Annotated in this window: 25 protein-coding genes; 8 read left to right on the top strand and 17 right to left on the bottom strand. The window is 68.4% G+C overall.

Annotated elements, in window-relative coordinates:
• Positions 1–6 precede the first annotated feature (6 nt).
• The 3 genes from ACK4I0_RS02900 to ACK4I0_RS02890 all read right to left on the bottom strand — a co-directional run bounded on the left by ACK4I0_RS02900 (position 7) and on the right by ACK4I0_RS02890 (position 2,290).
• Positions 7–1,014 (bottom strand): MltA domain-containing protein, encoded by a 1,008-nt coding sequence (locus ACK4I0_RS02900; RefSeq protein ID WP_409607818.1) that lies wholly within the window; start codon positions 1,012–1,014, stop codon positions 7–9.
• A 116-nt stretch (positions 1,015–1,130) separates the two neighbouring features.
• On the bottom strand, positions 1,131–1,769 hold the full coding sequence (gene timA / locus ACK4I0_RS02895) for a TIM44-related membrane protein TimA (protein WP_409607816.1): 639 nt from the start codon (positions 1,767–1,769) through the stop codon (positions 1,131–1,133).
• 98 nt (positions 1,770–1,867) lie between these two features.
• Entirely contained in the window at positions 1,868–2,290 is a 423-nt protein-coding gene (locus ACK4I0_RS02890; protein ID WP_409607814.1) for an HIT domain-containing protein, read from the bottom strand.
• A gap of 118 nt (positions 2,291–2,408) precedes the next feature.
• Here ACK4I0_RS02890 and mdh point away from each other — a divergent pair, with 118 nt between their 5' ends.
• On the top strand, positions 2,409–3,371 hold the full coding sequence (mdh, locus tag ACK4I0_RS02885; RefSeq protein ID WP_409607812.1) for a malate dehydrogenase: 963 nt from the start codon (positions 2,409–2,411) through the stop codon (positions 3,369–3,371).
• Positions 3,372–3,505: 134 nt separating this feature from the next.
• Here mdh and ACK4I0_RS02880 read toward each other — a convergent pair whose 3' ends face one another.
• Positions 3,506–4,060, bottom strand: coding sequence for a YbjN domain-containing protein (locus ACK4I0_RS02880; RefSeq protein ID WP_409607810.1), 555 nt, complete (start codon positions 4,058–4,060; stop codon positions 3,506–3,508).
• A 14-nt stretch (positions 4,061–4,074) separates the two neighbouring features.
• Positions 4,075–5,196 (bottom strand): cell division protein ZapE, encoded by a 1,122-nt coding sequence (zapE, locus tag ACK4I0_RS02875; protein ID WP_409607808.1) that lies wholly within the window; start codon positions 5,194–5,196, stop codon positions 4,075–4,077.
• Positions 5,197–5,343: 147 nt separating this feature from the next.
• On the opposite strand from zapE, the gene ACK4I0_RS02870 reads away from it, so the two are divergent.
• A complete protein-coding gene (locus ACK4I0_RS02870; RefSeq protein WP_409607806.1) occupies positions 5,344–6,390 on the top strand; it encodes an aspartate-semialdehyde dehydrogenase in 1,047 nt (348 codons plus the stop codon).
• Position 6,391: 1 nt separating this feature from the next.
• Complete coding sequence (gene rarD, locus ACK4I0_RS02865; RefSeq protein WP_409607804.1) at positions 6,392–7,336, top strand: EamA family transporter RarD; 945 nt, start codon at positions 6,392–6,394, stop codon at positions 7,334–7,336.
• Here the strand turns inward: rarD and galU are convergent, their stop codons facing one another.
• From galU to ACK4I0_RS02850, 3 genes are all read right to left on the bottom strand, one after another.
• On the bottom strand, positions 7,337–8,215 hold the full coding sequence (galU, locus tag ACK4I0_RS02860; RefSeq protein ID WP_409607802.1) for a UTP--glucose-1-phosphate uridylyltransferase GalU: 879 nt from the start codon (positions 8,213–8,215) through the stop codon (positions 7,337–7,339).
• A gap of 110 nt (positions 8,216–8,325) precedes the next feature.
• Positions 8,326–8,853: an FKBP-type peptidyl-prolyl cis-trans isomerase gene (locus ACK4I0_RS02855; RefSeq protein WP_409607800.1), complete on the bottom strand. Its 528-nt coding sequence runs from the start codon at positions 8,851–8,853 to the stop codon at positions 8,326–8,328.
• A 55-nt stretch (positions 8,854–8,908) separates the two neighbouring features.
• Positions 8,909–10,120, bottom strand: coding sequence for a threonine ammonia-lyase (locus tag ACK4I0_RS02850; protein ID WP_409607798.1), 1,212 nt, complete (start codon positions 10,118–10,120; stop codon positions 8,909–8,911).
• 146 nt (positions 10,121–10,266) lie between these two features.
• Here ACK4I0_RS02850 and ACK4I0_RS02845 point away from each other — a divergent pair, with 146 nt between their 5' ends.
• Complete coding sequence (locus tag ACK4I0_RS02845; RefSeq protein ID WP_409607796.1) at positions 10,267–10,773, top strand: hypothetical protein; 507 nt, start codon at positions 10,267–10,269, stop codon at positions 10,771–10,773.
• Between the two features lie 84 nt (positions 10,774–10,857).
• Positions 10,858–11,058, top strand: coding sequence for a hypothetical protein (locus tag ACK4I0_RS02840; RefSeq protein WP_409607794.1), 201 nt, complete (start codon positions 10,858–10,860; stop codon positions 11,056–11,058).
• Positions 11,059–11,077: 19 nt separating this feature from the next.
• Here ACK4I0_RS02840 and ACK4I0_RS02835 read toward each other — a convergent pair whose 3' ends face one another.
• The 9 genes from ACK4I0_RS02835 to otsB form a co-directional block, all read right to left on the bottom strand.
• Positions 11,078–11,611 (bottom strand): GNAT family N-acetyltransferase, encoded by a 534-nt coding sequence (locus ACK4I0_RS02835; protein ID WP_409607792.1) that lies wholly within the window; start codon positions 11,609–11,611, stop codon positions 11,078–11,080.
• Between the two features lie 167 nt (positions 11,612–11,778).
• Positions 11,779–12,063, bottom strand: coding sequence for a 50S ribosomal protein L27 (rpmA, locus tag ACK4I0_RS02830; protein WP_409607790.1), 285 nt, complete (start codon positions 12,061–12,063; stop codon positions 11,779–11,781).
• A gap of 68 nt (positions 12,064–12,131) precedes the next feature.
• Positions 12,132–12,686: a 50S ribosomal protein L21 gene (gene rplU, locus ACK4I0_RS02825; RefSeq protein ID WP_409607788.1), complete on the bottom strand. Its 555-nt coding sequence runs from the start codon at positions 12,684–12,686 to the stop codon at positions 12,132–12,134.
• Positions 12,687–12,838: 152 nt separating this feature from the next.
• Positions 12,839–13,609 carry a lysophospholipid acyltransferase family protein gene (locus tag ACK4I0_RS02820; RefSeq protein WP_409607786.1) on the bottom strand — a complete coding sequence of 257 codons (771 nt, stop codon included), beginning with the start codon at positions 13,607–13,609 and terminating at the stop codon, positions 12,839–12,841.
• Between the two features lie 46 nt (positions 13,610–13,655).
• Positions 13,656–14,714, bottom strand: coding sequence for a GGDEF domain-containing protein (locus tag ACK4I0_RS02815; protein WP_409607784.1), 1,059 nt, complete (start codon positions 14,712–14,714; stop codon positions 13,656–13,658).
• A gap of 92 nt (positions 14,715–14,806) precedes the next feature.
• The gene (locus ACK4I0_RS02810; RefSeq protein ID WP_409607782.1) at positions 14,807–16,348 is read right to left on the bottom strand and encodes a DEAD/DEAH box helicase; all 1,542 of its coding nucleotides are present in this window, start codon (positions 16,346–16,348) and stop codon (positions 14,807–14,809) included.
• A 145-nt stretch (positions 16,349–16,493) separates the two neighbouring features.
• A complete protein-coding gene (locus tag ACK4I0_RS02805; RefSeq protein WP_409607780.1) occupies positions 16,494–17,903 on the bottom strand; it encodes a trehalose-6-phosphate synthase in 1,410 nt (469 codons plus the stop codon).
• A gap of 4 nt (positions 17,904–17,907) precedes the next feature.
• Positions 17,908–19,710: a glycoside hydrolase family 15 protein gene (locus ACK4I0_RS02800; RefSeq protein WP_409607778.1), complete on the bottom strand. Its 1,803-nt coding sequence runs from the start codon at positions 19,708–19,710 to the stop codon at positions 17,908–17,910.
• Positions 19,707–20,480: a trehalose-phosphatase gene (gene otsB / locus ACK4I0_RS02795; RefSeq protein ID WP_409607776.1), complete on the bottom strand. Its 774-nt coding sequence runs from the start codon at positions 20,478–20,480 to the stop codon at positions 19,707–19,709. The genes ACK4I0_RS02800 and otsB overlap by 4 nt, the downstream gene beginning before the upstream one ends.
• 186 nt (positions 20,481–20,666) lie before the next feature.
• Between otsB and ACK4I0_RS02790 the strand changes: the two genes are divergently transcribed.
• The 3 genes from ACK4I0_RS02790 (at position 20,667) to ACK4I0_RS02780 (ending at position 24,343) form a co-directional block, all read left to right on the top strand.
• Positions 20,667–21,662, top strand: a complete 996-nt coding sequence (locus ACK4I0_RS02790) for an SIS domain-containing protein (RefSeq protein ID WP_409607774.1) — start codon at positions 20,667–20,669, stop codon at positions 21,660–21,662.
• A gap of 81 nt (positions 21,663–21,743) precedes the next feature.
• Positions 21,744–23,051, top strand: coding sequence for a glycosyltransferase family 4 protein (locus ACK4I0_RS02785; protein ID WP_409607772.1), 1,308 nt, complete (start codon positions 21,744–21,746; stop codon positions 23,049–23,051).
• Positions 23,048–24,343 carry a glycosyltransferase family 4 protein gene (locus ACK4I0_RS02780; protein WP_409607770.1) on the top strand — a complete coding sequence of 432 codons (1,296 nt, stop codon included), beginning with the start codon at positions 23,048–23,050 and terminating at the stop codon, positions 24,341–24,343. Before ACK4I0_RS02785 ends, ACK4I0_RS02780 begins: the two co-directional genes overlap by 4 nt.
• Positions 24,344–24,388: the final 45 nt, after the last annotated feature.

The following is a 24,388-nucleotide window of genomic DNA, read 5'->3' as shown; positions in this document are numbered from 1 at the left end:
GTCGGATCAGCGGGGAACCAGCCGCCACATCCTGAGGGGATGGCGGACCGCCCCGGCTTCTGAGCCCGCCGCCTCGCCCCGGCCCATGTAAAGGTCGGCGCGGACGGGGCCCCGGATGGCCGAGCCCGTGTCCAGTGCCGAGACCAGGCCGCGATAGCTGGCGCGCGCGCCGGCCAGATTGCCGCCGTCGGCGTCGATCCAGACCAGGTCGCCATAGGTCCAGTGCGCCGGGTCCACCGCGATCGAACGGCGCGGCGGCAGGGGCACGGCGGCGGCACCGGCCGGATGGCCGCCGTCGTCGGGCTGAATGTCGAAGAAGATGTAGCGCGGGTTCAGCGCCGTGACGGCGCGCGCCTCAGGGCCGCGATGGGCCGCCAGCCAGGCGCGGATGGCGTCGCCGGAGGTGCCGTTCTGCGGCAGCAGGCCGCGCTCGGCCATCGGCCGGGCGATGCCGACGAAGCGGTGGCCGTTGTCGGCGGCATAGGCGGCGCGCGCCCTGCCCCCGTCCTCGAACGTCAGATAGCCCGACCCTTGGATCTGCATGAAGAACAGGTCCTCGGCCTTCATCCAGGCCAAGACGGGGGTGGGCGGCGGTCCGGCCTCGATCTCGGCGCGCGTGGCCAGGACCTGACCGTTGCGCCAGCCGTCGGGCCGGGCGAGAACGGGCGTGTCGAACTCGCGGTCCGCGCGGCGGCGCGCCGGATATTCGGGCGCGAAATAGCTGGTCAACAGGCCGGGGCGCCCGTCGTCGGTGCGCGCTGGCACGGCCGAGAAGTTGGCCTCGAAGAAGGCGCGGGCGTCCGACTGCGTCAGGCGGCCCCGCGCCAGGTCGCGACCGCTGGCGCAGACGCGACGGGCCGTGGCCTCGCGGGCCACGCCGCATCCCGCGACATAGGCCTGGAAGCCCGCGAGGTGATCTTCGTCGCCCCAGCCCGGCAGAACCGCAGGACTGATCGTACCGGCCGGGGGCGGCCCGGAGGGCGTGTGGGTTGATGGCGGAACGCCCGGCCCCAACCCGCCTGGTCCGAGCCCGCCCGGTGATGTCTGAGGGGGTGGTGCGCTGGCGCAGGCGGCGGCGAGCGCGCCGATCAGCGCGGCCGTCAAACGTCGCCAGGGCCGCTGCGCGGGGCTCACGCCGTGGCGGGCTCGACCCGGGCCAGGACCCAGTTGGGGTTGGCGTCGCCCAGGGTGCGCTCGAACGTCCAGACCTCGGCGGTGCGGCGCTCTTCGACGGCCTCTTGGCCGCCGGACGGCGTCACCTTGCTGCGCAGCTCGGCCAGGAAGCGGACGCGGGCGCGGGCGCGGTCCCCCTCGGCGTCGGCGGATTCCAGATCGGCGCGGGGCGGATGGGGGAACTCAACCAGTTCGGCGTCGCCCCGCGTCTCGCGAGCCGCGATGCCGGCCTCGAAGGAGTCCATCACATGCGGCGCCAGCAGCGGACGCAGCGCCTCCCGGTCGCCGGCGGCGTAACCGCGCACGATCGTCTCATAGGCGGTGCGGGCGCCCTCCAGGAAGCGCGAGGGATCGAACGCCGGATCGCGAGACTTCAGGCCGGACGCGGCCAGGGCCAGGGCGGCGTCGGCCGGGGTAGGCTTGGCGGCGGCGGCCTGATTGGCCGTCTGCGACTGACCCAGGCCGGGCATGGGCTTGGCGTTCTTGGCGTCCTCTTCCGGCTGGCGGCCCACGCGCTTGCCCAGGACGTTGTAGAGCTGGAACAGGACGAAGGCCGCGATGACGGCGAAGAAGATCAGCTGAAATTGAATCGGCACTTGGCTTTCCCGGCGCAAAGGCGCTTCGCTTCAGGATTAGGGACTGACAGTGACCGGCGCAAGGCGAAGCCCCCCTGCGGCCTGCCGCCGCATGGGCCTCAGCGAAAGGGCTGGCGGATCGCTTCCAGAAGCCGAGAACGCATGTCGCCGGGCCACGGACGCGCCCCCGCCCGGCCCCACACCGGATCGGGCCACAGCCCGTCGTCGCGGCGACGGCCCACGACATGAACATGCAGTTGGGCGGTGACATTGCCGATGGCGGCGATGTTCAGCTTGTCGACCGGACGATCCAGCGCCTGGGCCAAGTCTCGGATCAGCGTCCCGGCCCTCACCTGTTCCCCCATCAGCACCTGTCGCTGCTGCTCCGTCAGATCGTCGATCTCGACCGCATCGGCGACGCGCGGGATCAGGATCAGCCAAGGAAAGCGGGCGTCGTCCTGAAGCCGCACATGGCACAGCGGCCAGTCCGTGGCGGCGATGGAGCCGGCTTCGAAGGCGGGGTCGGGACGAAAGTCGGACATGCGGCAAACTTGCAGCGCGCCGAACGCGGGTCTAGACCGCCGCCCGACGATTTCCTCCCCACCTCTTACTCGGCCTCAAGCCGCGCCAAGCGCGACCGGGCCACCAAAGGAGACTCTGATGGCTCGCGCGAAGATCGCCCTCATCGGCGCCGGAATGATTGGCGGAACCCTGGCCCACGTGGCCGCCCGCGAAGCGCTGGGCGACGTGATCCTGTTCGACATCGCCGAAGGCACCCCCCAGGGCAAGGCGCTGGACATCGCCGAGGCGACCTCGGTGTTCGGTCAGGACGTGTCGCTGAAGGGCGCCAACGACTATGCCGACATCGCCGGCGCGGACATCTGCATCGTCACCGCCGGCGTGCCGCGCAAGCCGGGCATGAGCCGCGACGACCTGATCGGCATCAATCTGAAGGTCATGAAGGCCGTCGGCGAAGGCATCAAGGCGCACGCGCCGAACGCCTTCGTCATCTGCATCACCAACCCGCTCGACGCCATGGTCTGGGCCCTGCAGAAATTCTCGGGCCTGCCCAAGGAGAAGGTCGTCGGCATGGCCGGCGTGCTCGACTCCGCGCGCTTCGCCTACTTCCTGGCCGAGAAGACCGGCGTGTCCATCCAGGACATCCACGCCTGGACCCTGGGCGGTCACGGCGACGACATGGTGCCGATGGTGCGCCACTCGACGGTCGGCGGCCTGCCCCTGCCGGACGCCGTCGCGGCGGGCTTCCTCAGCCAGGGCGACCTGGACGCCATCGTGGAGCGCACCCGCAAGGGGGGCGGCGAGATCGTGGCCCTTCTCAAGACCGGCTCGGCCTTCTACGCCCCGGCTGAATCGGCCATCGCCATGGCCAAGTCCTACCTGCTGGATCAGAAGCGCGTCCTGCCCTGCGCCGTGTGGCTGTCGGGTGAATACGGCCTGTCGGACCTGTACGTCGGCGTGCCGGCCCTGATCGGCGCTGACGGCGTCGAGAAGATCGTCGAATTCACCACCAACGACGACGAGAAGGCCATGTTCAAGAAGTCGGTCGAGTCCGTCCAGGGCCTGATCCAGGCGTGCAAGGACATCGAGCCCTCGCTGGCGTGATCTGAAGGGGCGCTATCGCTCGGCTCGCGAAGCCGAGCTGCTTGAGCGCGACCACCCTCAAGCAATGAGCCGCCGCCGCGGCGAATGCTAGGGCCAAAAGAATGGGGCGTCGGAGCGATCCGGCGCCCCTTTTGTCATTGCGCCGGGGGTGTCGCGGGCTGTTCGGGCACGAAATAGCCGATATGGGTGGCGTAGGCTGGCAGCAGGCTGCGCCAGACGGCGAGGTGGTCGCTCAACTGCTCGGCGCCCAGGTTCGGCAGGATGATCACGTCATACTGAACCATGCCCGTGCCCTCGCCGCCCGCCTGCGCCGGGGCGACATAGAAGCTCTTGAGGAAGCGGTTGCGGGTGTTCCACTCGTTGACCCGGGCCTCGGTCACGGCCGGGTTGCGGAAGCCCGCGCCGAACTGCAGATCGCCGCAGATCTGATTCTGGCAGCCGTTGAAGTTGAGGGTCCAGGTCAGATCGTCGGCCGTGACCCGAACCTGTGGGGCTTCGGATCCGCCTTCAAGCGGGCTGACCGTCAGGCCCTGCGCCGTCAGCCATTGGGTCACGGTCGTGATCGGCAGGCCCGTCGCGGCCGGCGCCGGGGCGGTCTGAGGGGCGGCCGCCTGAACCGCTGTCTTGCCCAGGGTCGGCGAGGCGTTGGTGGTCAGGGCCAGGGCGGCCAGGGCCATCGCGATCTTCATGCGGCGTCTCCGTGTCAGTTCGGCGAGACTAGACCGTCCTTGCGCGGGCGCGCCAGCCAGTCGGCGCTGGACATCTCGTTCAGGCGCGAGACGGTGCGCTCGAACTCGAAGGCGCCCACGCCCTCGACATACAGCTGCTCGGGCGCGGCCTGGGCCAGCACCACCAGCCGCGTGCCCGCCTCGTATAGGGCGTCGATTAGGGTCACCAGACGGCGCGCCTCGTGGTGGTTGGCCGGGGACAGCGGCGGCACGCCGTCCAGGAACAGGGTGTGGAACCGGCCGGCGACGGCCAGATAGTCCTGCGGCCCTAGCGGCCGACCGCACAGTTCGGCGAAGGTCGCGCGGGCCAGGCCCCCGACGGTGCGCTGCACCACCACCTCGCGGCCCAGCACCGGCAGGTGCGTCGGCGCCTCGGGCTCTCCGCCCTTCAGGTCGGCCCACAGGGTCTCGAACCCCTGGCGGGCCTCGGCGTCGATGGGCGGGAACCAGACGTGCGTTCCGGCCAGCCGCTCGGTGCGCCAGTCGCGTGCGCCGGCGGTCTCGACCACCGCGCACCGCTCGCGGATGATGTCGATGAAGGGCAGGAAGAGCTGGCGGTTGATGCCGTTCAGGTACAGCTGCTCGGGCGCGCGGTTGGACGTCACGGCCAGGACGACGCGCTTGTCGAACAGGGCCTCGAACAGCCGGCCCAGGATCATCGCGTCGGCGATGTCGGTGACCTGCAGCTCGTCGAAGCACAGCAGGCGCGCCTCCGACGCAATCAGGGCCGCGATCGGCGGGATGGGATCGTCGCCGCGATGGGTTCCGAACATCGTCTTGCGGGTGCGGGCGTCGCCCTCGCGCCACTGTTTCACCAGGTCGTGGACGCGCGCCATGAAGGCGTGGAAGTGAGCGCGCAGCTTGCGCGGCTCGGGGCTCGCGGCGAAGAACAGGTCCATCAGCATGGACTTGCCGCGCCCCGGCGGCCCCCACAGATAGACGCCCCGAACCTCGGGCGCGCGGCCGAACAGACCCTTCTTGTCCAGGTCGGTCTCCAGCCGCTCAAGCTCGACCAGGGTCGCGGCCTGCGCGGGGTCGGGCGCCAACACGCCCTCCTCGATGCGGATGTCGTAGGCCTTGCGTATGCGGGAAGTCATGGGCCGGGCTTAGCCAAGGCCGGCGCGAAAAGCGATTGCTTCGCGCCTGCGAAGGCCTAAATGCACAGACACTCCCGCCCTCTCCCCCGCGCTCGGGCAGCGAGGCTCCGCGAGCCAAGCGCAGCGCGTCCGAAGGACACACAAAGAATGGCCTATCGTCTCGCCGTCGTCGGCGCCACCGGCAATGTCGGTCGCGAAATGCTGAACATCCTGGAAGAGCTGAACTTCCCGGTCGAGAAGATGCACGCCCTGGCCTCGCGCAAATCGCGCGGCATGGACGTCGCCTGGGGCGACCGCACCATCAAGTGCGAAGACATGGAGACCTTCGACTTCTCCAGCGTCGACATCGTCCTGATGAGCGCGGGCGGCAAGGTGTCCAAGGAATGGTCCGAGAAGATCGGCAAGGCCGGTCCGATCGTGATCGACAACTCCTCGGCCTTCCGCATGGACCCGGACGTGCCGCTGATCGTGCCCGAGGTGAACCCCGACGCGGTCAAGGATGCGACCAAGAAGAACATCATCGCCAATCCGAACTGCTCGACGGCGCAGCTGGTCGTGGCGCTGAAGCCTCTGCACGACGCGGCAAAGATCACCCGCGCGGTGGTGTCGACCTACCAATCCGTGTCCGGCGCCGGCAAGGAAGGCATGGACGAGCTGTGGAACCAGACCAAGGCCATCTACGGCCTGGGCGACGCCCGGCCCAAGCTGTTCCCCAAGCAGATCGCCTTCAACGTCATCCCCTTCATCGGGAGCTTCCGTGACGACGGCTACACCGACGAGGAAGCCAAGATGTGGGACGAGACCCACAAGATCCTGGATCCCTCGATCAAGCTGACCGTCACCTGCGTACGCGTGCCGGTCTTCGTGGGGCACTCGGAATCCGTGACCCTGCAGTTCGATCGTCCGATCAGCGCCGACGAGGCCCGCGAACTCCTGCGCGACGCTCCTGGCGTCCAAGTGATCGATAAGCAGGAACACGACGGCTACGTCACCCCGGTCGACGCGGCCGGCGAGCACGCCGTCTATGTGTCGCGCATCCGCAAGGATCCGACGGTCGAGAACGGCCTGTCGCTGTGGGTGGTGTCGGACAATCTGCGCAAGGGCGCGGCGCTGAACGCGGTGCAGATCGCTCAGTTGCTGGACGAGACCGGCACGATCAAGCCGCGCGGCGGCTATCGCACCATCACCGTCTGACATGACCGACACCGGCGGCGCGCCCTCCACGCCTGATCCGGCGCGCGCCGCCCTGCTGGCGGGCGTGGCCTGCTATGTGCTGTGGGGCCTGTCGCCCCTGGTCTATCAACCCATGGGCCGGGTCGGAGCCGACGCCTGGGAGATCATGGGCCACCGAGCGGTCTGGGGCCTGATCTGGGCCGCCGCCCTGGTGTGGTTCGCGCGGCAGGGCGGACAGGTGCGCCGCGTGCTCAGCGAGCCGCGCACCCTGGGCTGGCTGGGGCTTTCGACTCTGCTGATCGCGGTGAACTGGGCGCTGTTCGTCTGGGCGGTGAACAATGGCCACACGCTGGAGACCAGCCTCGGCTACTATCTGAACCCGCTCCTGAACATGGCGCTGGGGGCCTGGCTGTTTCGCGAGCGGATCAGCCGCGGCGGCCTGATCGCCATCGGCCTGGCGGCCACGGGCGTCGCCCTCCAGGGGCTGGCGCTGGGGCGGCTGCCGATCGTGTCGCTGACGCTGGCGGTGTCTTTCGCCGCCTATGGCGTGATCCGAAAGCGCGTGCCGGCCGACGCCCAGACCGGCCTGTTCGTGGAGTGCCTGCTGATGGCGCCCTTCGGCCTGGCCTGGCTGATCTGGCTGCAGAGCCAGGGCGCGGGCCATGTGTTCGACAGCCCTCAGGCCGCCTTCTGGCTGTCGATGGCCGGCCCCATCACGGTCGGCCCGCTGGTGCTGTTCGCCTGGGCGGCGCGGCGGCTGCCGCTGTCGACCGTGGGCTTCCTGCAGTTTCTGGCGCCGACCATCAGCTTCTGCATCGGCGTCGCCCAGGGCGAGCCCTTCACTTGGCTGCGAGGCGTGTCGTTCGCCTTTATCTGGATCGGCGCGGGCGTCTTCCTGTGGTCGGTGTGGTTCGAACGCGCGCGCTTGCGCCGGGCCGCCCTGTCCGGCGAACCCGGCCCGCCTTGATTACAGCAGGGCGCTGATCGCCTCACGCGCGGCGTCACCCAGATCGGGACGTTTCAGCGCCAGGGCGACGTTGGCCCGCAGCAGACCGATCTTGTCGCCGCAGTCATGGGTGACGCCCTCGTACTCATAGGCGGTGAAGGCCTGATCCTGCATCAGCCGCGCCATGGCGTCGGTCAGCTGGATCTCCCCACCGGCTCCGCGCTCCTGCGTTTCCAGCAGGTCGAAGATTTGCGGCTGAAGGATGTAGCGGCCCGAGATGGACAGGTTCGACGGCGCCGTGCCCTGCGCCGGCTTTTCGACCATGCCCTTCATGGCGATCCGCCGACCATCACGGTCCTGGGGATCGACGATGCCGTATTTCTGGGTGTCGGCCTCTGGCACGGCCTCCACGCCTATGACGTTGCCGCCGACCTCGGCGTAGAGGTCCGCGAGCTGTTTCAGGGCGCCCGGTTGAGAATCCACGATGACGTCGGGCAGGATGACGGCGAAGGGCTCGTCGCCGATGATGTCGCGCGCGCACCAGACGGCGTGTCCCAGGCCCTTGGGCTGCATCTGGCGGGTGAAGCTCATCTCGCCGGCCTGGGCCAGTTCGGCGGTCATCATCTCAAGGATGTCGGTCTTGCCCTTGGCCAGAAGCTGAGCCTCCAGCTCGATCTGGTGATCGAAATAGTCCTCGATGGCCTGTTTGGCGCGGCCGGTGACGAAGACGATGTGCTCGATCCCCGCCTCGCGCGCCTCTTCGACGATGTAGCTCAGGATCGGGCGGTCGACGACGTTCAGCAGTTCCTTGGGCGTGGTCTTGGTGCCGGGCAGCACGCGCGTGCCCAGGCCGGCGACGGGCAGGACCGCCTTGCGAAGACGGGCGGGAGATTTAGACATCGGTCTTCCTGAACAGCCAAGGGGTCGCGTCTTAGCGCAAACCGCAGAGCGCCACCAACGCCGCTAGGGCCGGAGGGTTTCGGGATGTCGCCCGTTTGACCGACGCCGGCTCAGCCCGCCGCTTGGCCCACGCCACGTGTGCCGCCGCCGATCGGAGCGACATCCAGCATCTGGATGCGGAACACGAGCGCCGCATTGCCCGGAATGCGCGGGGGTCCGCCCATTTCGCCATAGCCCAGGGCCGGCGGCACATAGACCATCCACTCGTCGCCCGGCCGCATCAGCTGCAGCGCCTCGGTCCAGCCCGGCACGACGTTCTCCGGCGTTGTGACGAAGGGCCGGCCTTTGGCGAAGGAGCTGTCGAACACCGTGCCGTCGATCAGGGTGCCCTCGTAATCGACCTTCACCAGATCGTTGGAGTCGGGCTGCACGCCGCTCGCCGGGCCGGATTGAAGCACCTTGTACTGCAGGCCGCTGGGCAGGGTCTGCACGCCCTCTTCAGTCGCATTCCTGGTCAGGAAGGCCTCGGCCTCGGCCGCGTTCTCGGCCAGTTCGGCGGTCAGATCGCCTTGCGGAGCGTCGCCGCGACCGCAGGCCGCCAGGGCCAGAAAACCCGCAAGGCTCGCCGCCAGCATCATGCTGGAGCGAATATCTGAGCTCGTCTGGACTTCGCCCAGCCGAACCGATTTCGCTCTACCCCATCCGAAGCGCATAACCCTTGTCCTTCAACGCCTGCCCGATCTCGTCGGCGTGGGCGCTATCGCGCGTTTCGACCATGATGTCGAACTCCGCCCCCTTGGCCGGCACGTCCAGCGCAAGGCGGTTGTGGACCACGTCGATGATGTTGCCCCCGACGCCGCCGATCACGGCCGCCATGGCCGACAGGATGCCGGGCCGGTCGTCCGACAGGATGCGGTAGACGGTCAGCCGCCGCTCTCGCACCAGCTCGCGGTTCAGCACCACGGCCAGCATGCGCGCGTCGATGTTGCCGCCCGTCAGCTCCAGCCCCACGCGCTTGCCCTTGAACCGCTCGGGATGAGCCAGCAGCACCGCCAGCCCCCCCGCTCCGGCGCCCTCGACCACGGTGCGCTCCATCGTCGCTAGATAGGACACGCCGCGCTCGAAATCGGCCTCCTCGCAGACGAAGACCTCGTCGATCAGCCCGTCGGCCAGGGCGAAGGGGATGTCGCCCACGGCCTTGATGGCGATGCCCTCGGCGATGGTCTGGCCGCTGCATTTGGGCGCATCGCCCTGCCGCTTGGCGGTGAAGGACGGATACATGGCCGCCTCGACGCCGTGCACCTCGATCTGGGGCCGCATCGCCTTGGCCGCGATGGCGCAGCCGGCGATAAGACCGCCGCCGCCGATCGGGATGATCAGGGCGTCGAGGTCCGGCGCGTCCTCCATGAACTCGATGCCGCAGACGCCCTGGCCGGCGACGATGCCGGGATCGTCGAAGGCCGAGACGAACACATGGCCGTTCTCGACCTGCAGCCGGCGCGCCTCCTCGGTCGATCCCGAGAAGTCCAGGCCGTGGATCACCACCTTGGCGCCGTGCTGGCGCGTGCCGTTGATCTTGGCGAAGGGGGTGCCCTCGGGCATGACGATGGTCACCGGCACGCCCAGCCGGCCGCCATGATAGGCCAGGGCCTGGGCGTGATTGCCCGCCGAGGCCGCCACCACGCCGCGCCGCCGCTCATCCTCGGTCAGTTGCAGCAGCCGGTTCAGGGCGCCGCGCTCCTTGAAGCTGCCGGTGTAATGCAGATTGTCGAACTTCAGCCAGACATCGGCGCCGGTCAGCTCCGACAGGCGGCGCGAGTGGCGCACGGGCGTGCGGTCGACCTGGCCGGCGATCCGGGCCTGGGCGGCGCGGATGTCGTCGAAGGTCACGAGGGGGGCGGTCATGCGCGGGCGGTTTCCTGATGCGGGTTCGGGTCTTGGCGCCCGGTCCGATCCGGTTGTGGCGCCCGGCCGCGCAGCCCGCAACCTTGACCTCGACCCGCGCGCGGCGTGATAGGATCATCCGGCCTGTCAGAACCGGAGCACCCGCCATGACCGTTCGTCCCCTCGCCGCCGCCGCCCTGCTCGCCGCCGCCCTCGCGGCCTGCGCGCCCCTGCCGCCGGCCGGCGGGTTCGGTCCGCCCTCGGGCGCCTTCAACGTCCAGGACTTCGCCTGGTCGGCGCGCGGCGGCCAGGCCTCGGTCGAGGGGCGGATCACCTATGCGCCGGGCGGCCAGCGCCACGCCTGCATCCGCACCGCCGCCCTGACCCCGGACACCCCCTACACGCGCGGCCGTTTCCAGACGCTGTACGGCTCGACCACATCGGCCGCCATTCCGGCCTCGGTCGTGCGCGCCCGCACCGTGGCCGATCCCAACGCCGACTATCAGCAGTACGTCCGCGAGGCGCCGTGCCAGGATGGGCGGTTCTCGTTCACCGGCTTGCCCGACGGCTCGTGGTTCGTGATTGCGCCTGTCCGTGCCGAGGGTGGAGAACCCATCGCCCTAATGCGGCGCGTGACGACGCGCGGCGGACGGATGACCAGCGTCGAGATGTGAGGCGAGCGGTCAATATGACCGCGTTCGCCATCCTTTGGCCTCACCCCGCCCGTTGGTGACGCCCTCAGTTTCGGGGAGCGTCCCATGTCGCAGCACAACATCGTCGGCTCGGAAGTCTTCGGCCGCCGTCCCATCGTCTATCTGCGGGGCATGAAGTCCGGCAACTTCCGCCGCCGCAAGGCGCGGACGGTCTTGATCACCGTGGTGGTGGCGACGCTGGCGGCCGCCTTGGGCGCGGCCGTGACCTTGGCCGCGCTGGACCCCGCCGTGGCGGCCGCCATCTGACGACCGCTGGCCTTACCCGCTAGGCCAGCCACACCATCCGACGCACTTCGGCCTGTTCGCCGCGCGCCAAGCTGAAGGCCGGCCGCGTTTCGCCTGTGTAGAGGAAGCCCGCCTTCTCCAGCACCCGTCCCGAAGCCGGGTTGTCGATGAAGTGCCCCGCCATCATGGCCCGGCGCTTCCAGCGCTTGCCGGCCCAGACCAGAGCGCCCTGCAGCGCCTCGGTCGCGAAGCCGCGCCCCCAGAACTGGCGCCCGATCCAGTAGCCGGCCTCGGGAGCCATGTCCTCGGTCTCGAACAGGCCGATGACGCCGACGGGGCCCAAGTCCTCGTGCTCGATGACGAACGCCACGGCCTTGCGGGGGTCCTGGGACGCGACCTGCAGCACAAAGGCCTCGGCGTCGTCGATCCTGTAGGGATGCGGCATGCGAAGGGTCATGCGCGCCACGTCGGCGTCGTTGGCCATGGCGGCGATGCGGCTCGCATCCTGGGCGCCGGGCGCACGCAGGGTCAGACGCCGCGTCTCGACGACGGGAGAGGTTTCGATAACGCACATGGTTCGCTCGCCCCTTGGGGTGTCCGCCTCCTTGGAGGGCTCGGGCGGACTTCGAGGCGGGAACGCAAACGGGGAGCCTGGTGATCCAGACTCCCCGCGGAATATTTTCCCTGGTCCGGATCGGCTGCTTGGAGGAGCAACGCGATCCGAAAAATCCGGGCTTCGCGCTACTCGGCGGCCATAGCCTGAGCGTCGTCGTTGGCCGCAAGAATCGACACGTAACAACGACCACCGCGTTTGGTGTCGAACTTCACCGAGCCGTCCACGGTCGCGAAGATGGTGTGGTCGCGGCCCAGGCCGACGTTCGTGCCCGGGTGGAACTTGGTGCCGCGCTGACGCACGATGATGTTGCCGGCCAGCACGCGCTCGCCGCCATACTTCTTCACGCCAAGGCGCTTGGATTCAGAGTCGCGACCGTTGCGCGACGAACCGCCGGATTTCTTGTGAGCCATGGGTCTGCTCCGTTACTTCCTAAGTGCGCTAACGCGCTTCGCGCTGCTTGAGCGCGATATTAAATGTTTCAGGCTTCGTCGGTCGAAGCGGTTTCGGTCTTCTTGGCCTTGGGCGCGGCCTTCTTGGCGGGCACCTTTTCAGCCGGAGCGGCTTCGGCGGCGTCAGCCTTGGGGGCGGCGGCCTTCTTGGCCTTGGGGGCCGGCTTGGCCTCTTCGGTCTCGACCGTGCGCGGGGCCAGGCCGCGAGCGCGGGCGTTCATTTCCGCCTTGGTCATCAGCGAGACTTCGCCGTCCCACTTGGCGGTTTCGCCGGCGCCTTCGATGCCGGTGATGCGCAGGACCGATTCCATCTGGCGGTGACCGCCGGTGCGACGATAGCCCTGACGACGGATTTTCTTGAAGATCTTGATCTTCTCGCCCTTGCGGGTTTCGACCAGCGTGGCCGCGACCGACGCGCCGTCGATCAGCGGGCCGCCCAGGGTCACGCCCTTGTCGCCGCCCAGCATCAGGACTTCGCCCAGGGTCACGGCGGCGCCGGCCTCGCCGTCGATCTTCTCGACCACGATGGTGTCGCCCGGTTGGACCCGGTACTGCTTGCCGCCGGTTTTGATCACCGCGTACATGGTTGGCCTCGGCTTGAACGCAAAAAGAGTGCGCCCGCAGGAGAACCCCCGCGGGCGAAGAGCGGCGACATATACGGACCGAGGCGTCCGAGTCAACGCGAACGGGGCCGAAAACCCGTCAATTCCGACACTGAAGGGCGCCGACGACGCCGTCAGGCCTCGGCGCGGGCCTTCTCGTCGGGCGTCGCGACCTGCCGCGCGAGTGTCACGGGCTGTCCGGTCGCCTCGGCCACCAGCTCGGCCGTGCGCGCCTCGATCGCCGTCTCCAGCCGCGCCATGAACTCCGCCTTGTCCAGGCCTGTGGGGATGGGATCCAGGAACTCCAGCGTCGCCGTGCCGGGCGTCTTGCGAAACGCCTCCTGGGCCCAGAACAGACCCAGATTGGTGGCCACCGGAACCACCGGCATGTCGAAGTCGCGGTACATGTGCCAGACCCCGGTCCGATACCGGAACTTCTCCCCCACCCTCGCCAGATTGCCTTCCGGGTAGATCAGGATGCGGCGGCCTTCGCGATGGGCGTCGGCGGCGCGGTGCTTCAGCGCCTCGCGCGCCTTCTGGCCTCCGCAATTGTTGACGACGATGGCCCCCAGCTTGGTCAGCACCGCGCCCAGCAGCGGAAACTTCTCCAGATGGTCGCCGGTGACGAAGGCCAGGTTGTCGATCCGGTCATAGACCGAAAACCCATCGCCCCAGCTCTGATGCTTGGCGGCGACGATATAGGCGCCGGCCGGCAGCCGCTGCTCGCCGCGATACTGGATGCGGATGCCCGCCAGCACCCGCATGGCCTGGACCATGCGCCGCACGTAGCGCCGAATGATCCATCCGGTGGGGCCGCGTCCCGGCAGGAGAGCGGCCGCCACGGCCGCCAGGGTGTAGCCGATCGACAGCAGCCAGTAGGCGATATTGAAGGCGACGCTTCTCATCGGACGATCCTGCCCCGCCGCCGGCTGCGACGACAGAGGCTTTCGATCAGGCCGCGACGGAGTCCACGGCGTCGGCGTCGGTGATCCGATTGCGGCCGCCGCGCTTCGAGGCGTAGAGCGCCTCGTCGGCGCGCTCCAGCAGGGTCGAGGCGGTGTCGCCCTTGCGATGCTGGGCCAGGCCGGCCGAGATGGTGATGGCGCCCAGTTCGTCGTTGGTCGAACGGCGGCGCAGGGCGCGGCTGCCGATCTCTTGCCGCGCGGCGTCCAGCGCCTCCATGACCTTTAGCCGGTTTTCGGCCGGGAAGATCAGGGCGAATTCCTCGCCGCCGTAGCGCGCCGCGACGCGCGGATGGCGCGCCAGACGGTTCAGCACGCTGGCGACATAGCGCAGCACCTGATCGCCGGTCTGATGGCCCCAGGTGTCGTTGAAGCGCTTGAAGTGGTCGATGTCGATGACGGCCAGGGTCATGGTGCGTTCGGCGGCCTCGGCCTCAACGCAGGCGCGCACCAACTGCTCGTCGAAGGCCTTGCGGTTTGCCAGATTGGTCAGGGCGTCCGTCATAGCGTCGCGCCGCGCCTGCTCCAGATGCTCGCGCAGTCGGGCGATCTCGCGGGTGGAACTGTCCAGGCGCTTCTCCAGCCCGGCGGTTTCGCGCTGAACCTTGCGGGTCGCCGTGGCCAGGCCGGTGACGATCTTCTTGAGCCGGGACGGGTCGGCCGCGCTGGTCATGTCGCGCCCTGCGTCGGACAGGGTCGCGCCATAGTCGGCATGGGTGCGGTGCGCGGCGGCGATGGCTTCGGCGACGGTGCGAAGTTCGCGGTCGAGCACCACGCCGGCGTCACGGATCTCTTCTGACAGGCGGCCGCGCGGCAGATATTCGGCCGCCAGCATTTCGGCGGTGGATTCGCTGAACGGTTCGCCGGCGCCCAGCACGCGCTGGATCTCGCGGCCCAGCGGACCTTCGGGATCACCCAGATAATGCAGCCACAGTTCGAAGTTCAGCGGCGTCGGCCAGACCCCGGCCTGCTCCATCTCGCTGATGGTGCGCCGGGCCAGACCGTAGGCCTCGGGGCCTCGAACCGCAGTTTCGACCTGTGTGGTCATGAACAGTCCTCGCTGCGCCGGAACAGGCGCGGGCGGGACGTTAGGTCAGCTTCCGTAACATGGGGTAAACCCCGTGCGGCGGAAAATAGAATTCAACCTCTGATTGGAGCCGGCCGACGCAGGAAGGCCGGGATGTCGTCGCCGAAGCCGCGCGCATTCTGGCGCTCGGGCTCGGGACGGCGTTGCTCGCCGCGACGGTCCGACTGACGCAGTTGCGGCTCCTGAACCGGTCGAGCGGCGGAGGCGGCCTCGACGAGCGTGGCGGCTTCCTTGCGAGCGGCGACCTCGACCGGCGCGGCATCGGCGGCCGGCTTGCGGCGCGAGCGGCCGCGCTTGGGCGCCGGCGCCTCGGTTTCGATCGAGGGGGCGGCTTCGATGGCGGCGACAGGCGCCGCTTCGGCCGGAACGGCTTCGGCGCGCGGCTTGCGGTCGCGTCCGCCGCGTTCGCGGCCGCGTCCACGACGCTCGTCGTCCCGCGGACGGTCCTTGATCGAGGCGAAGTCGATGCCGTCCAGCGACAGTTCGACCGGATCCTTCTTGATCAGCTTCAGCACCTTGTCCAACGACTTGTCGTCGGCGGGGGTGACGATCATGAAGGCTTGGCCCAGCTTGCCGGCGCGGCCCGTGCGGCCGATGCGGTGCACATAGTCGTCGGCGTGGTGCGAGACGTCGTAGTTGAAGACGTGGCTGACGTCGGGGATGTCCAGGCCGCGCGCGGCGACATCGGACGCCACCAGGATCTTCAGCGCGCCTGAGCGGAAGTCCGCCAGGGTCTTGGTGCGCAGCGACTGGTCCAGGTCGCCGTGGATCGGCGCGGCGTCGAAACCGTGGGTCTTCAGCGACTTGGCGACGATGTCGACCTCGCTCTTGCGGTTGCAGAAGACGATGCCGTTCTTGACGTCCTCGCGCCCGACCAGGGCGCGAAGCGCTGTGCGCTTTGCCTTGGGGTCCGAAGTAGGGATGCGCACCACATACTGAGTGATGGTGTCGGCGGTCATGGCCGGACGCGAGGCCTCGATCCGAGTCGGATCCTTGAGGAACTGCGTCGTCAGGCGGGTGATCTCGGGCGGCATGGTGGCCGAGAAGAACAGGGTCTGGCGCTTGGGCGGCGTCAGTTTGAAGATCTTCTCGATGTCCGGGATGAAGCCCATGTCCAGCATCCGGTCGGCTTCGTCGACGACCATGATCTCGACGCCGTTCAGCATCATCTTGCCGCGTTCGAACAGGTCGATCAGGCGGCCGGGCGTGGCGATCAGGACGTCGACGCCCTTGTTCAGCGCAGCCACTTGGTCGCCCATCGAGACGCCGCCGATCAGCAGCACCCAGTTCAGCTTGGTGCCCTTGGCGTATTTGGCGAAGCTCTCTGCGACCTGGTCGGCCAGTTCGCGGGTCGGGGCCAGCACCAGGGCGCGCGGCATCCGGGCGCGGGCGCGGCCCGAGGCCAGGCGGTCGACCAGCGGCAGGGTGAAGGCCGCCGTCTTGCCGGTGCCGGTCTGGGCGATGCCCAGCACGTCGCGGCCGGCGAGCGCCACGGGAATGGCCTGGGCCTGAATGGGGGTGGCTGTGGTGTAGCCGGTGTCGGCGACGGCCTGCAGGGTCGTGGGCGAAAGGCCCAGTTGGGTAAATTCAGTCATGAAACCTATGGGAACGAATGGTCGCGTTGCGGACCTCGGAACCGCCCAAATGTTCAGGGGCGAACGGGCGGCGCGCATCGCAGACCTGTCCCGGGGTTGGGGCGCATATAGAAGCCCCTAGGAAATAGTCAAGTATTCCGCCCGATCAGGCCGCGTCGAAAACCGGCAGCTCCTTGACGCGCGGCGCCGACATCAGCGCCTGCACGAAGTCGTCGCGCCAGATCGACACGTCGGTGTCGCGCACCACCTTCATCAGCGCCTCCCATTTCCGAATGCGCTCGGCTAACGGCATGGTCAGGGCGTTCTTGATGGCGTCCGATAGTTCTTCGCGGCTGAACGGATTGACCAGCAGGGCCTCGCCCATCTGCTCGGCCGCGCCAGCGAAGCGCGACAGGATCAGCACGCCGGGATCTTCCGGGTTCTGGGCCGCCACGTATTCCTTTGCCACTAGGTTCATGCCGTCGCGCAGGGGCGTCACCAGACCCACCCGCGCGGCGCGATAGATGCCGGCCAGCTGGTCGCGGCGATAGGTGCGGTTCAGATAGCGGATCGGCTGCCAGTCCATGTCGGCGAACTCGCCGTTGATCCGCCCGGCCAGGGCGTCCAGCCGCCCGCGAATGTCCTGATAGGTGTCCACGTCGTCGCGCGATATCGGCGTCACCTGCAACAGGAAGACGTCGCCGCGCATGGAGGGATTCTTGTGCAGAAACTCCTCATAGCCGACCAGCCGCTGCTCCAGACCCTTGGAATAATCCAGCCGGTCCACCCCCACGATCATCGAGCGGAAAACCGCGGACGCCGCCATCCGGTCATAGGTGCGCGCGCCAAGCGTCGAGTTTCGCGCCTCCAGGAATCCGTCGACGTCGATGCCGATGGGAAAGACTCCGACCTGGACCTGACGGCCAAAGCATTCCAGCCCGTTTTCGCCGGTCACATCGCCCTTGGCCTCGCTGACCACATAGTCGGTGAACAGGTCCATCCACTCGCGGGTGTGAAAGCCGATCAGGTCGAAGTCGAACAGGCTTTCGACCAGCCGCCGATGATACGGCAGCGTCACCAGCAGCTGGCGCGCCGGCCACGGCGTATGCAGGAAAAAACCGATGCGGTTAGTCACGCCCAACCGCCGCAGATCCCGGGCCAGCGGGATCATGTGATAGTCGTGAATCCAGATCAGGTCGTCGGGCTCGATCAGCGGCGCCAGCACCTCGGCGAAGCGCGCATTGGTCCGCTCGTAACCCTCGCCGAAGCTGCGCTCATAGGCGGTCAGGTCCACCCGATGGTGGAACAGCGGCCACAGCGTCTTGTTGGCGTAGCCGTTGTAATATTCGTCGACGTCCTGGGCTTCCAGATCGACGAGGGCGACGGTGACGCCGGCGCGATCCTCGAACTTGGCCTCGGCCTTGAAGGTCTCCACCGTCTCGCCCGACCAGCCGAACCAAAGGCCGTCGTATTTGCGAAGGGCGGCGGACAGGGCCATGGCCAGTCCGCCCGCCGATCCGGCGGCGGGGTCCTTGGGCGCGGAGACCCGGTTCGAAACGACGATCAGACGCGACATGGTTTCAGCGGGCTTCCGTCCAGGAACGGCTCAGCAGCACCGCGCAGTTAATGATGCCCACCAGCGAATAGGTCTGCGGATAGTTCCCCCACAGTTCACCCGTCTCGATGGCGATGTCCTCGCTGAGCAGGCCTGCAGCCGTGCGTCGGTTCAGCATCTCTGCGAAGATTTCGCGCGCCTCTGCGGTGCGGCCGTTCAGATGCAGGGCCTCGATGAACCAGAAGGTGCAGAAGTTGAACGCCGTCTCCGGCTCGCCGAAGTCGTCCGGCTCGACATAGCGGAACAGGTGGCTGCCCTTCTTCAGGTCGCGCTCGATGGCGTTGAAGGTCTGGACCTGGCGGGGATCGGCCGGATCGAGGAAGCCGAGGTCAGTCATCTGCAGCAGGCTGGCGTCCAGCTCGGTCCCCCCGAAGCTGGCGCCGAACCGGCCCTCCTCGGGCAGGAAGGCCTCCTTTTCGATGCGGGCGCGGATTTCCGACGCCCGTTCGCGCCAGACCTCGCCGCGAGACTGCAGCCCCAGATGATCCGCCGCCTTGGCCAGGCGATCGCAGGCCGCCCAGCACATGACCGAGGAATAGGTGTGCACCCGCGCGATCGTGCGAAACTCCCACAGGCCCGCGTCGGGCTGATCGTGCATCGCGTAGGCCCGCTCGCCCACCTTCTCCAGCGCGCAGAAATCCTCGACGGATCCGGGCCGCAGCAGGCGATGGTCGTAAAAGCTCTGCACAAGCGGCAGCACGATCTGGCCGTACACGTCGTGCTGCAGATGCTCGCGCGCCTGGTTGCCCACGCGCACCGGCTTCATGCCGCGATAGCCCTCGACGGTCTCGGTGATGCGCTCGTCGATGTCCTCTTCCAGACCCACGCCGTACACGGGCTGCACATGGCCGCCGCCCGAGGCGTCGACGAGGTTGCGCAGATAGACGAGGTAGTTCTCCAGAATGTCGACCGCGCCCAGCCGGTTCAGCGCCCGCACCGTGTAATAGGCGTCACGGATCCAGCAGTAGCGATAATCCCAGTTGCGCCCGCTCTCGGGGAACTCGGGCACCGAGGTCGTCATGGCGGCCACGATGGCGCCGGTCTCCTCATAGGCGCAGAGCTTGAGCGTGATCGCCGCGCGGATCACCGCCTCCTGATAGTCCAGCGGCAGATACAGGGTGCGGACCCAGTTCTTCCAATAGGACGCCGTCTGTTCATAGGCGGCCGTAACGCCCGACAGCACGGGCTGGTCGTAGCCCTCGTCCGGCCCCAGGAAGAAGGCCATCTCGTTTTCCAGCCGGAACGTCCGCTCGTCCAACACGTGCGAAACCGGGCAGTTGGTGGTCAGCCGCATCACCACGTCGCTGCACAGATAGCGGATGTGGTTGGAGCCCGAGGTGATCTTGGCCCGGCGCGCGCCCCAGTCCGCCGACGGCCGCAGACGGATGGTGATCCGCGGCGCGCCCTCCAGCGGACGGATCAGCTTGCCGAAGGCCAGCGGGCGATAGGTGCGGCCCTGCTTGGAATGACGCGGGGCGAAATCCAGGATCTCCACCGACGCCCCGTCTTCGGCGGTCAGGACGGTGCGCAGGATGGGCGTGTTGCGCACGTAGGCCTGGCTGACGTGCTTCACATCGGCCAGTTCGACCGACCAGAAACCATGCTGGGGATCGTCGCCGTCCATCAGAGCCGAGAAAATTGGATCGCCGTCCACCCGCGGCGCGCAGGCCCAGACGTGGCGGCCCTGTCGGTCGATCAGGGCGCTCAGCGCGCAGTTGCCGATGGGGAAGAGGTCGAGGTTCGCCTGGGTTCGTTTCGTCTCGGTCATGCTTCGACCTCCAGTCGTTCTAGCCAGTCCATGACGGCGTCCACGCCGTCCAGTCGATAGCGGGCGGCCGTGGGGCGCGCGGGTCCGACCAGGACGCCGAAGCCGCCCAACCGTTCCGCCGCCTCGAAGCCGTGCTCGTCGGTCAGGTCGTCGCCTAGCATGACCGGAACGGCGCCCGCGAACGGCGCCTCGGCCATGAAGGCGGTCACCGCCGTGCCTTTGTCAGAGCCCGGCGTCTTCAGCTCTAGCACCATGTGGCCAGGCTGAAGGGTCAGGCCGGTGCGGTCGGCCAGATCGCCGGCGAGGTCGGCGGCCGCCTCGGCCTGATCCGGCGCCTGGCGGTAGTGCAGGCCCGCCGACACGCCCTTGTCCTCGACGATCAAACCCTCGTCGCGCTCGGCGAACTGCTGAAACGCCTCCAGCGCCTCGGCCACGCCGGCGTCCGGCGCGCCGCGCACGATCGAGCCGTCGCGTCGGCGCCGCTCCAGTCCGTGCACGCCCGAGGCGGAGCGGCTGGCCCCGTCGGCGATACGGTCGATCTCGGCCAGGGTGCGCCCGCTGACGATGGCCAGCCGACCGTCCAGGCGGGCGTCCAGAGCCTTGAGCACCGCCGTGCGCCGCGCGTCGGGCAGCACCGCGTCCGGCGTCGGCGCCATGGGGGCCAGCACCCCGTCCATGTCCAGGAACAGGGCCGGTCGCGTCAGGCGCGCAGGCGGCGCAGGCAGGTTCCCTGCCGAGGACGGTTCGACGATGGCGGTCGCTGGCGGCATTCCGGCTCTTCTTGCTGATCCCCGGCCAGCCTAACGCCCTTGGGCCTGCAAAGTTGACCCCCCGTCGCGCATTTCTTCGCATTTGCGGCGCCACATCGGCCTGGGCCGGCCGGTGGGGGTCCGGCATTGGCCTAGCCGCTTCAAGGGTCTATCTGCGACGGATCGACCACTGCCAAGGCCCGCCCCATGAGCTTCGACATCGCCTCGTCGCCCCCTGAGGACATCGCCCGGATGACCGAGCGCGCCCGCGAGGTCGTCCAGCTGAACATCGAGGCCCTGACGGCGCTGGAGCGCGCAATCGACGTCAACATCGCGCGCGCCTGCGACATCATTCTGGGTCGGCCGGGCTATGTGGTGGTGACCGGCATGGGCAAGTCGGGGCACATCGGCAACAAGATCGCCGCCACCCTGGCCTCGACCGGCACCAACGCCTTCTTCGTTCACCCGGCCGAGATGAGCCACGGCGACCTGGGCATGCTACGGGCGGATACGACGCTCCTGGCCATTTCAAATTCGGGCGAGAGCCGCGAGCTGCGCGATCCGCTGCTGTTCTGCCAGCGCAGCGGCATCCCTGTGATCGGCATCACCCAGCGCGCCTCCAGCTTCCTGGGGCGCAACTCGGCGGTCTGCCTGACCATGCCCAGCGTGGCCGAGGCCTGCCCCAACGGCCTGGCGCCGACCACGTCGACGCTGATGACCCTGGCCATGGGCGACGCCTTGGCGATGGTGCTGATGGACCGCCGCGAGTTCACCCGCGAGGCGTTCGGCCTGCACCACCCCGGCGGCTCGCTGGGCATGAGCCTGCAAAGCGTCCGCGAATGGATGGGCGACAACGCCGCCGCTCCGGCCAGCGTGCCGCTGGACGCGCCTTTCACCGACGTAGTCTCCGCCGTCACCGAGGGACGCAAGGGCGCGGTGGCGGTTCTGAACCCCGATCAGACCCTGGCCGGGATCGTCACCGACGGCGACATCCGCCGCGCCTTCGCCCAGGACATCGCCGCCCTGAAGGCCGAGGACATCATGAGCCGCAGCCCCATCATCGTCGATCCGGATGCCCGCATGAGCGACGTGGTCGACCTCTTGGCTTCCAACAAGATCGCCAATCTGTTCGTGGTGCAGGACAACCGGCCGGTGGCCATCGTCCATATCGCTGAGCTGATGCAGGCCGGCTATGTCTCCTGACACCTGTGGTTGACCCAATCGGTCGCCGCCTTTAGGCGTCGCGCCCTTCCTGAAGCTCGGCCAAAGCCCTTGAAACGATCCATGAGCTCAATCTGCATCGACGGCTTCAACATCGCCCTGCCCAAGGGCTCCGGCATCGCCACCTACGGCCGCAACCTGCTGCCCAACGCCCGCGCCCTCGGCCTTGGCACGCAAGTGCTCTACGGCCCGCCATCGTCGCGCTCGAAGTCCAACACGCTCAATGAGGCCCTGTTGGCCGACGCCGACCGTCCGCCGGCCAAGCAAAAGCGGTTCGAGCGGTTCAAGCGCACCTGGATGAGCCGGATGGGTCACGACGCCCACCCCATTCTGCCGTCCGGCGAAGTGATCTGGCCTTCGCGCGGCGGCGGTCGTCCAGCGGCGGATTATTTCTGGGCGGCGCGCGACCTGTTCTCGGTCTCGCACCGCGCCTTCCAGGCGTATGGAACCGAGACGCCCGTGCGGTTCGACGCCACGTCCGAAGCGCCCGCGCCCAGCGTGATGCACTGGACGGCGACCCTGCCGCTGTACGCCAAGGCCGTGCCGAACGTGTACACTATCCATGACCTGATCCCCCTTCGCCTCCCGCACACCACGCTGGAGAACAAGGACAAGTATCTGGACCTGTGCCGCAAGATCGCGGCGCGCGCCGACCACATCGCCGTGGTGTCCGAGACGACCCGCCAGGACGTCATCCGCCTGTTGGGCGTGGCCGAGGACCGGGTCACCAACACCTATCAGGCCGTCGACCTGCCCGAGAGCCTGACCAGCCGCAGCCAGGCCGATGTGACGCTGGAGTTGGAAGGCGTCTTCAACTTGGGCTGGAAGGGCTACTTCCTGCACTTCGGCGCGATCGAACCCAAGAAGAACCTGGGCCGTATCGTCGAGGCCTATCTGGCTTCGGGCGTGACAACGCCGCTGGTCATCGTCGGCGGCCGGGCCTGGCTGGACGAACCGGAAACCGCGCTGCTGAATCAGGTCAAGCGTGACGGCGGCCCGATGGCCGACCGCATCCGCCAGTACGAATACATGTCTTTCTCCATGCTGATCAGCCTGATCCGCGGCGCCAAGGCCACCCTGTTTCCGTCGCTGTATGAGGGCTTCGGCCTGCCGGTGCTGGAGTCCATGGCCCTGTCGACCGCGGTGCTGACCTCGACCGGCGGCTCCCTGCCGGAAGTGGCGGGCGATGCGGCGCTGAGCGTCGATCCCTACGATGTCCAGGCCATGACGCGCGGCTTGCAGGCGCTGGACGCCGACGAAGCTCTGCGCGACGACTTGGTCGCCCGAGGCCTGGTCCAGGCCGGCAAGTTCACGCCCGCCGCCTATCAGGATCGGCTGCGCAATCTCTACAGCCGCGTCGGGGTTCTGTGAGCGTCCGCGTCCTGTTCGACGTCAGCCGGCTGCTGAGCCGGACGGAACGCCGCGTCCCGACCGGTGTGGACCGCGTCTGCCTGGCCTATGCGGAATGGCTGCTGGATCATCCCGACGTCGAGATGCGGGCCGTTCGCTGTCTCGACGATCGCCTGGTGGCGGTTGACGACGATTGGTTCCGAGCCTGCGCCCGACGCATGCGCGAACAATGGAGCGGCGCCTTTTTCGATCGCTCGCCGACCGACCACGAGGCGCGGCTGCTGGCCGCCGTGCGGTCGCCCGAGCGCCCCGACGCCTCGGTGATCAGTCCGCCACCCGCCACCGACGCCAAGCCCTCGCGCCTGAGAGTGGTGAAGCAGTATTTCCGTTCGCGCCGGCGCGCCGAGACGCCTGAAGGCGACCTCTATTTCAATGTCGGCCACACCAGCCTCAACACGCCCGACATACTGGCGGACCTGCAGGCGGCGGGCGTGCGGCCGGTGGTCATGATCCATGACCTGATCCCCATCACACACCCCGAGTTCTGCCGCCCGGGCGACGGCCCCAAGCACGAGCGGCGGGTGCGAAACGCCCTGGCCCACGCGGGCCAGATCATCGTCAACTCCCATTACACCGCCTTTGAGCTGTCGGCCTTCGCGCGCAGGGAGGGCTTGCAGGCCCCGCCGATCGAGGTCGCGCACCTGGGGCTCGAGCCGGTTTTCCGCGCGCCAGCGCCCGCGGCGCCCGCCCCGCCCTACTTCCTGCATGTCGGCACCATTGAGGCCCGCAAGAACCTCGCCTTCCTGCTGACGCTCTGGCGCCGGCTCGAAGAGCGGATGGGCGACGCCGCGCCTCGCCTGGTTCTGATCGGCCGATACGGCTGGGAGAACGAGGCCGTGCTGGATCACCTTGAGCGGTCGCCCAATCTGCGCGGGCTCGTGCATCAGGCCGCCAATCTGCCCGACCAGGCCTTGGCCGAACTCATCCGCGGCGCGCGGGCCCTGCTGGCGCCGTCGGCGGTCGAGGGTTTTGACCTGCCGGCTGTCGAGGCCTCGGCGCTGGGCGTGCCTCTGATCGCCTCGGACATTCCTGTCCATCGCGAACTGGTGCCCCACGCCCTGCTGATCGATCCGCTTGACGGGCCCGGCTGGGTCAGCGCCCTGGAAGCCGCGACCCGTGTCGCGCCGGCCACGCCTCCGCCCTATTCCGCGCCAGACTGGAACCAGCACTTCGCCCGCGTCGCTGAGCGGGTCGGCCTCACGCCGTCCATGCAGTCTCCGGCGCCACTGGCCCCCGGCGGCGAAGCCCGGTAAATCAATCCTCTCCGCGTCCTGCGGAGCTCACGAGAGACGCCGCAC

The sequence above is a fragment of the Brevundimonas sp. genome, from assembly GCF_046295775.1.
GTDB lineage: Bacteria > Pseudomonadota > Alphaproteobacteria > Caulobacterales > Caulobacteraceae > Brevundimonas.
This window is presented reverse-complemented; position numbering and strand designations above follow the sequence as displayed.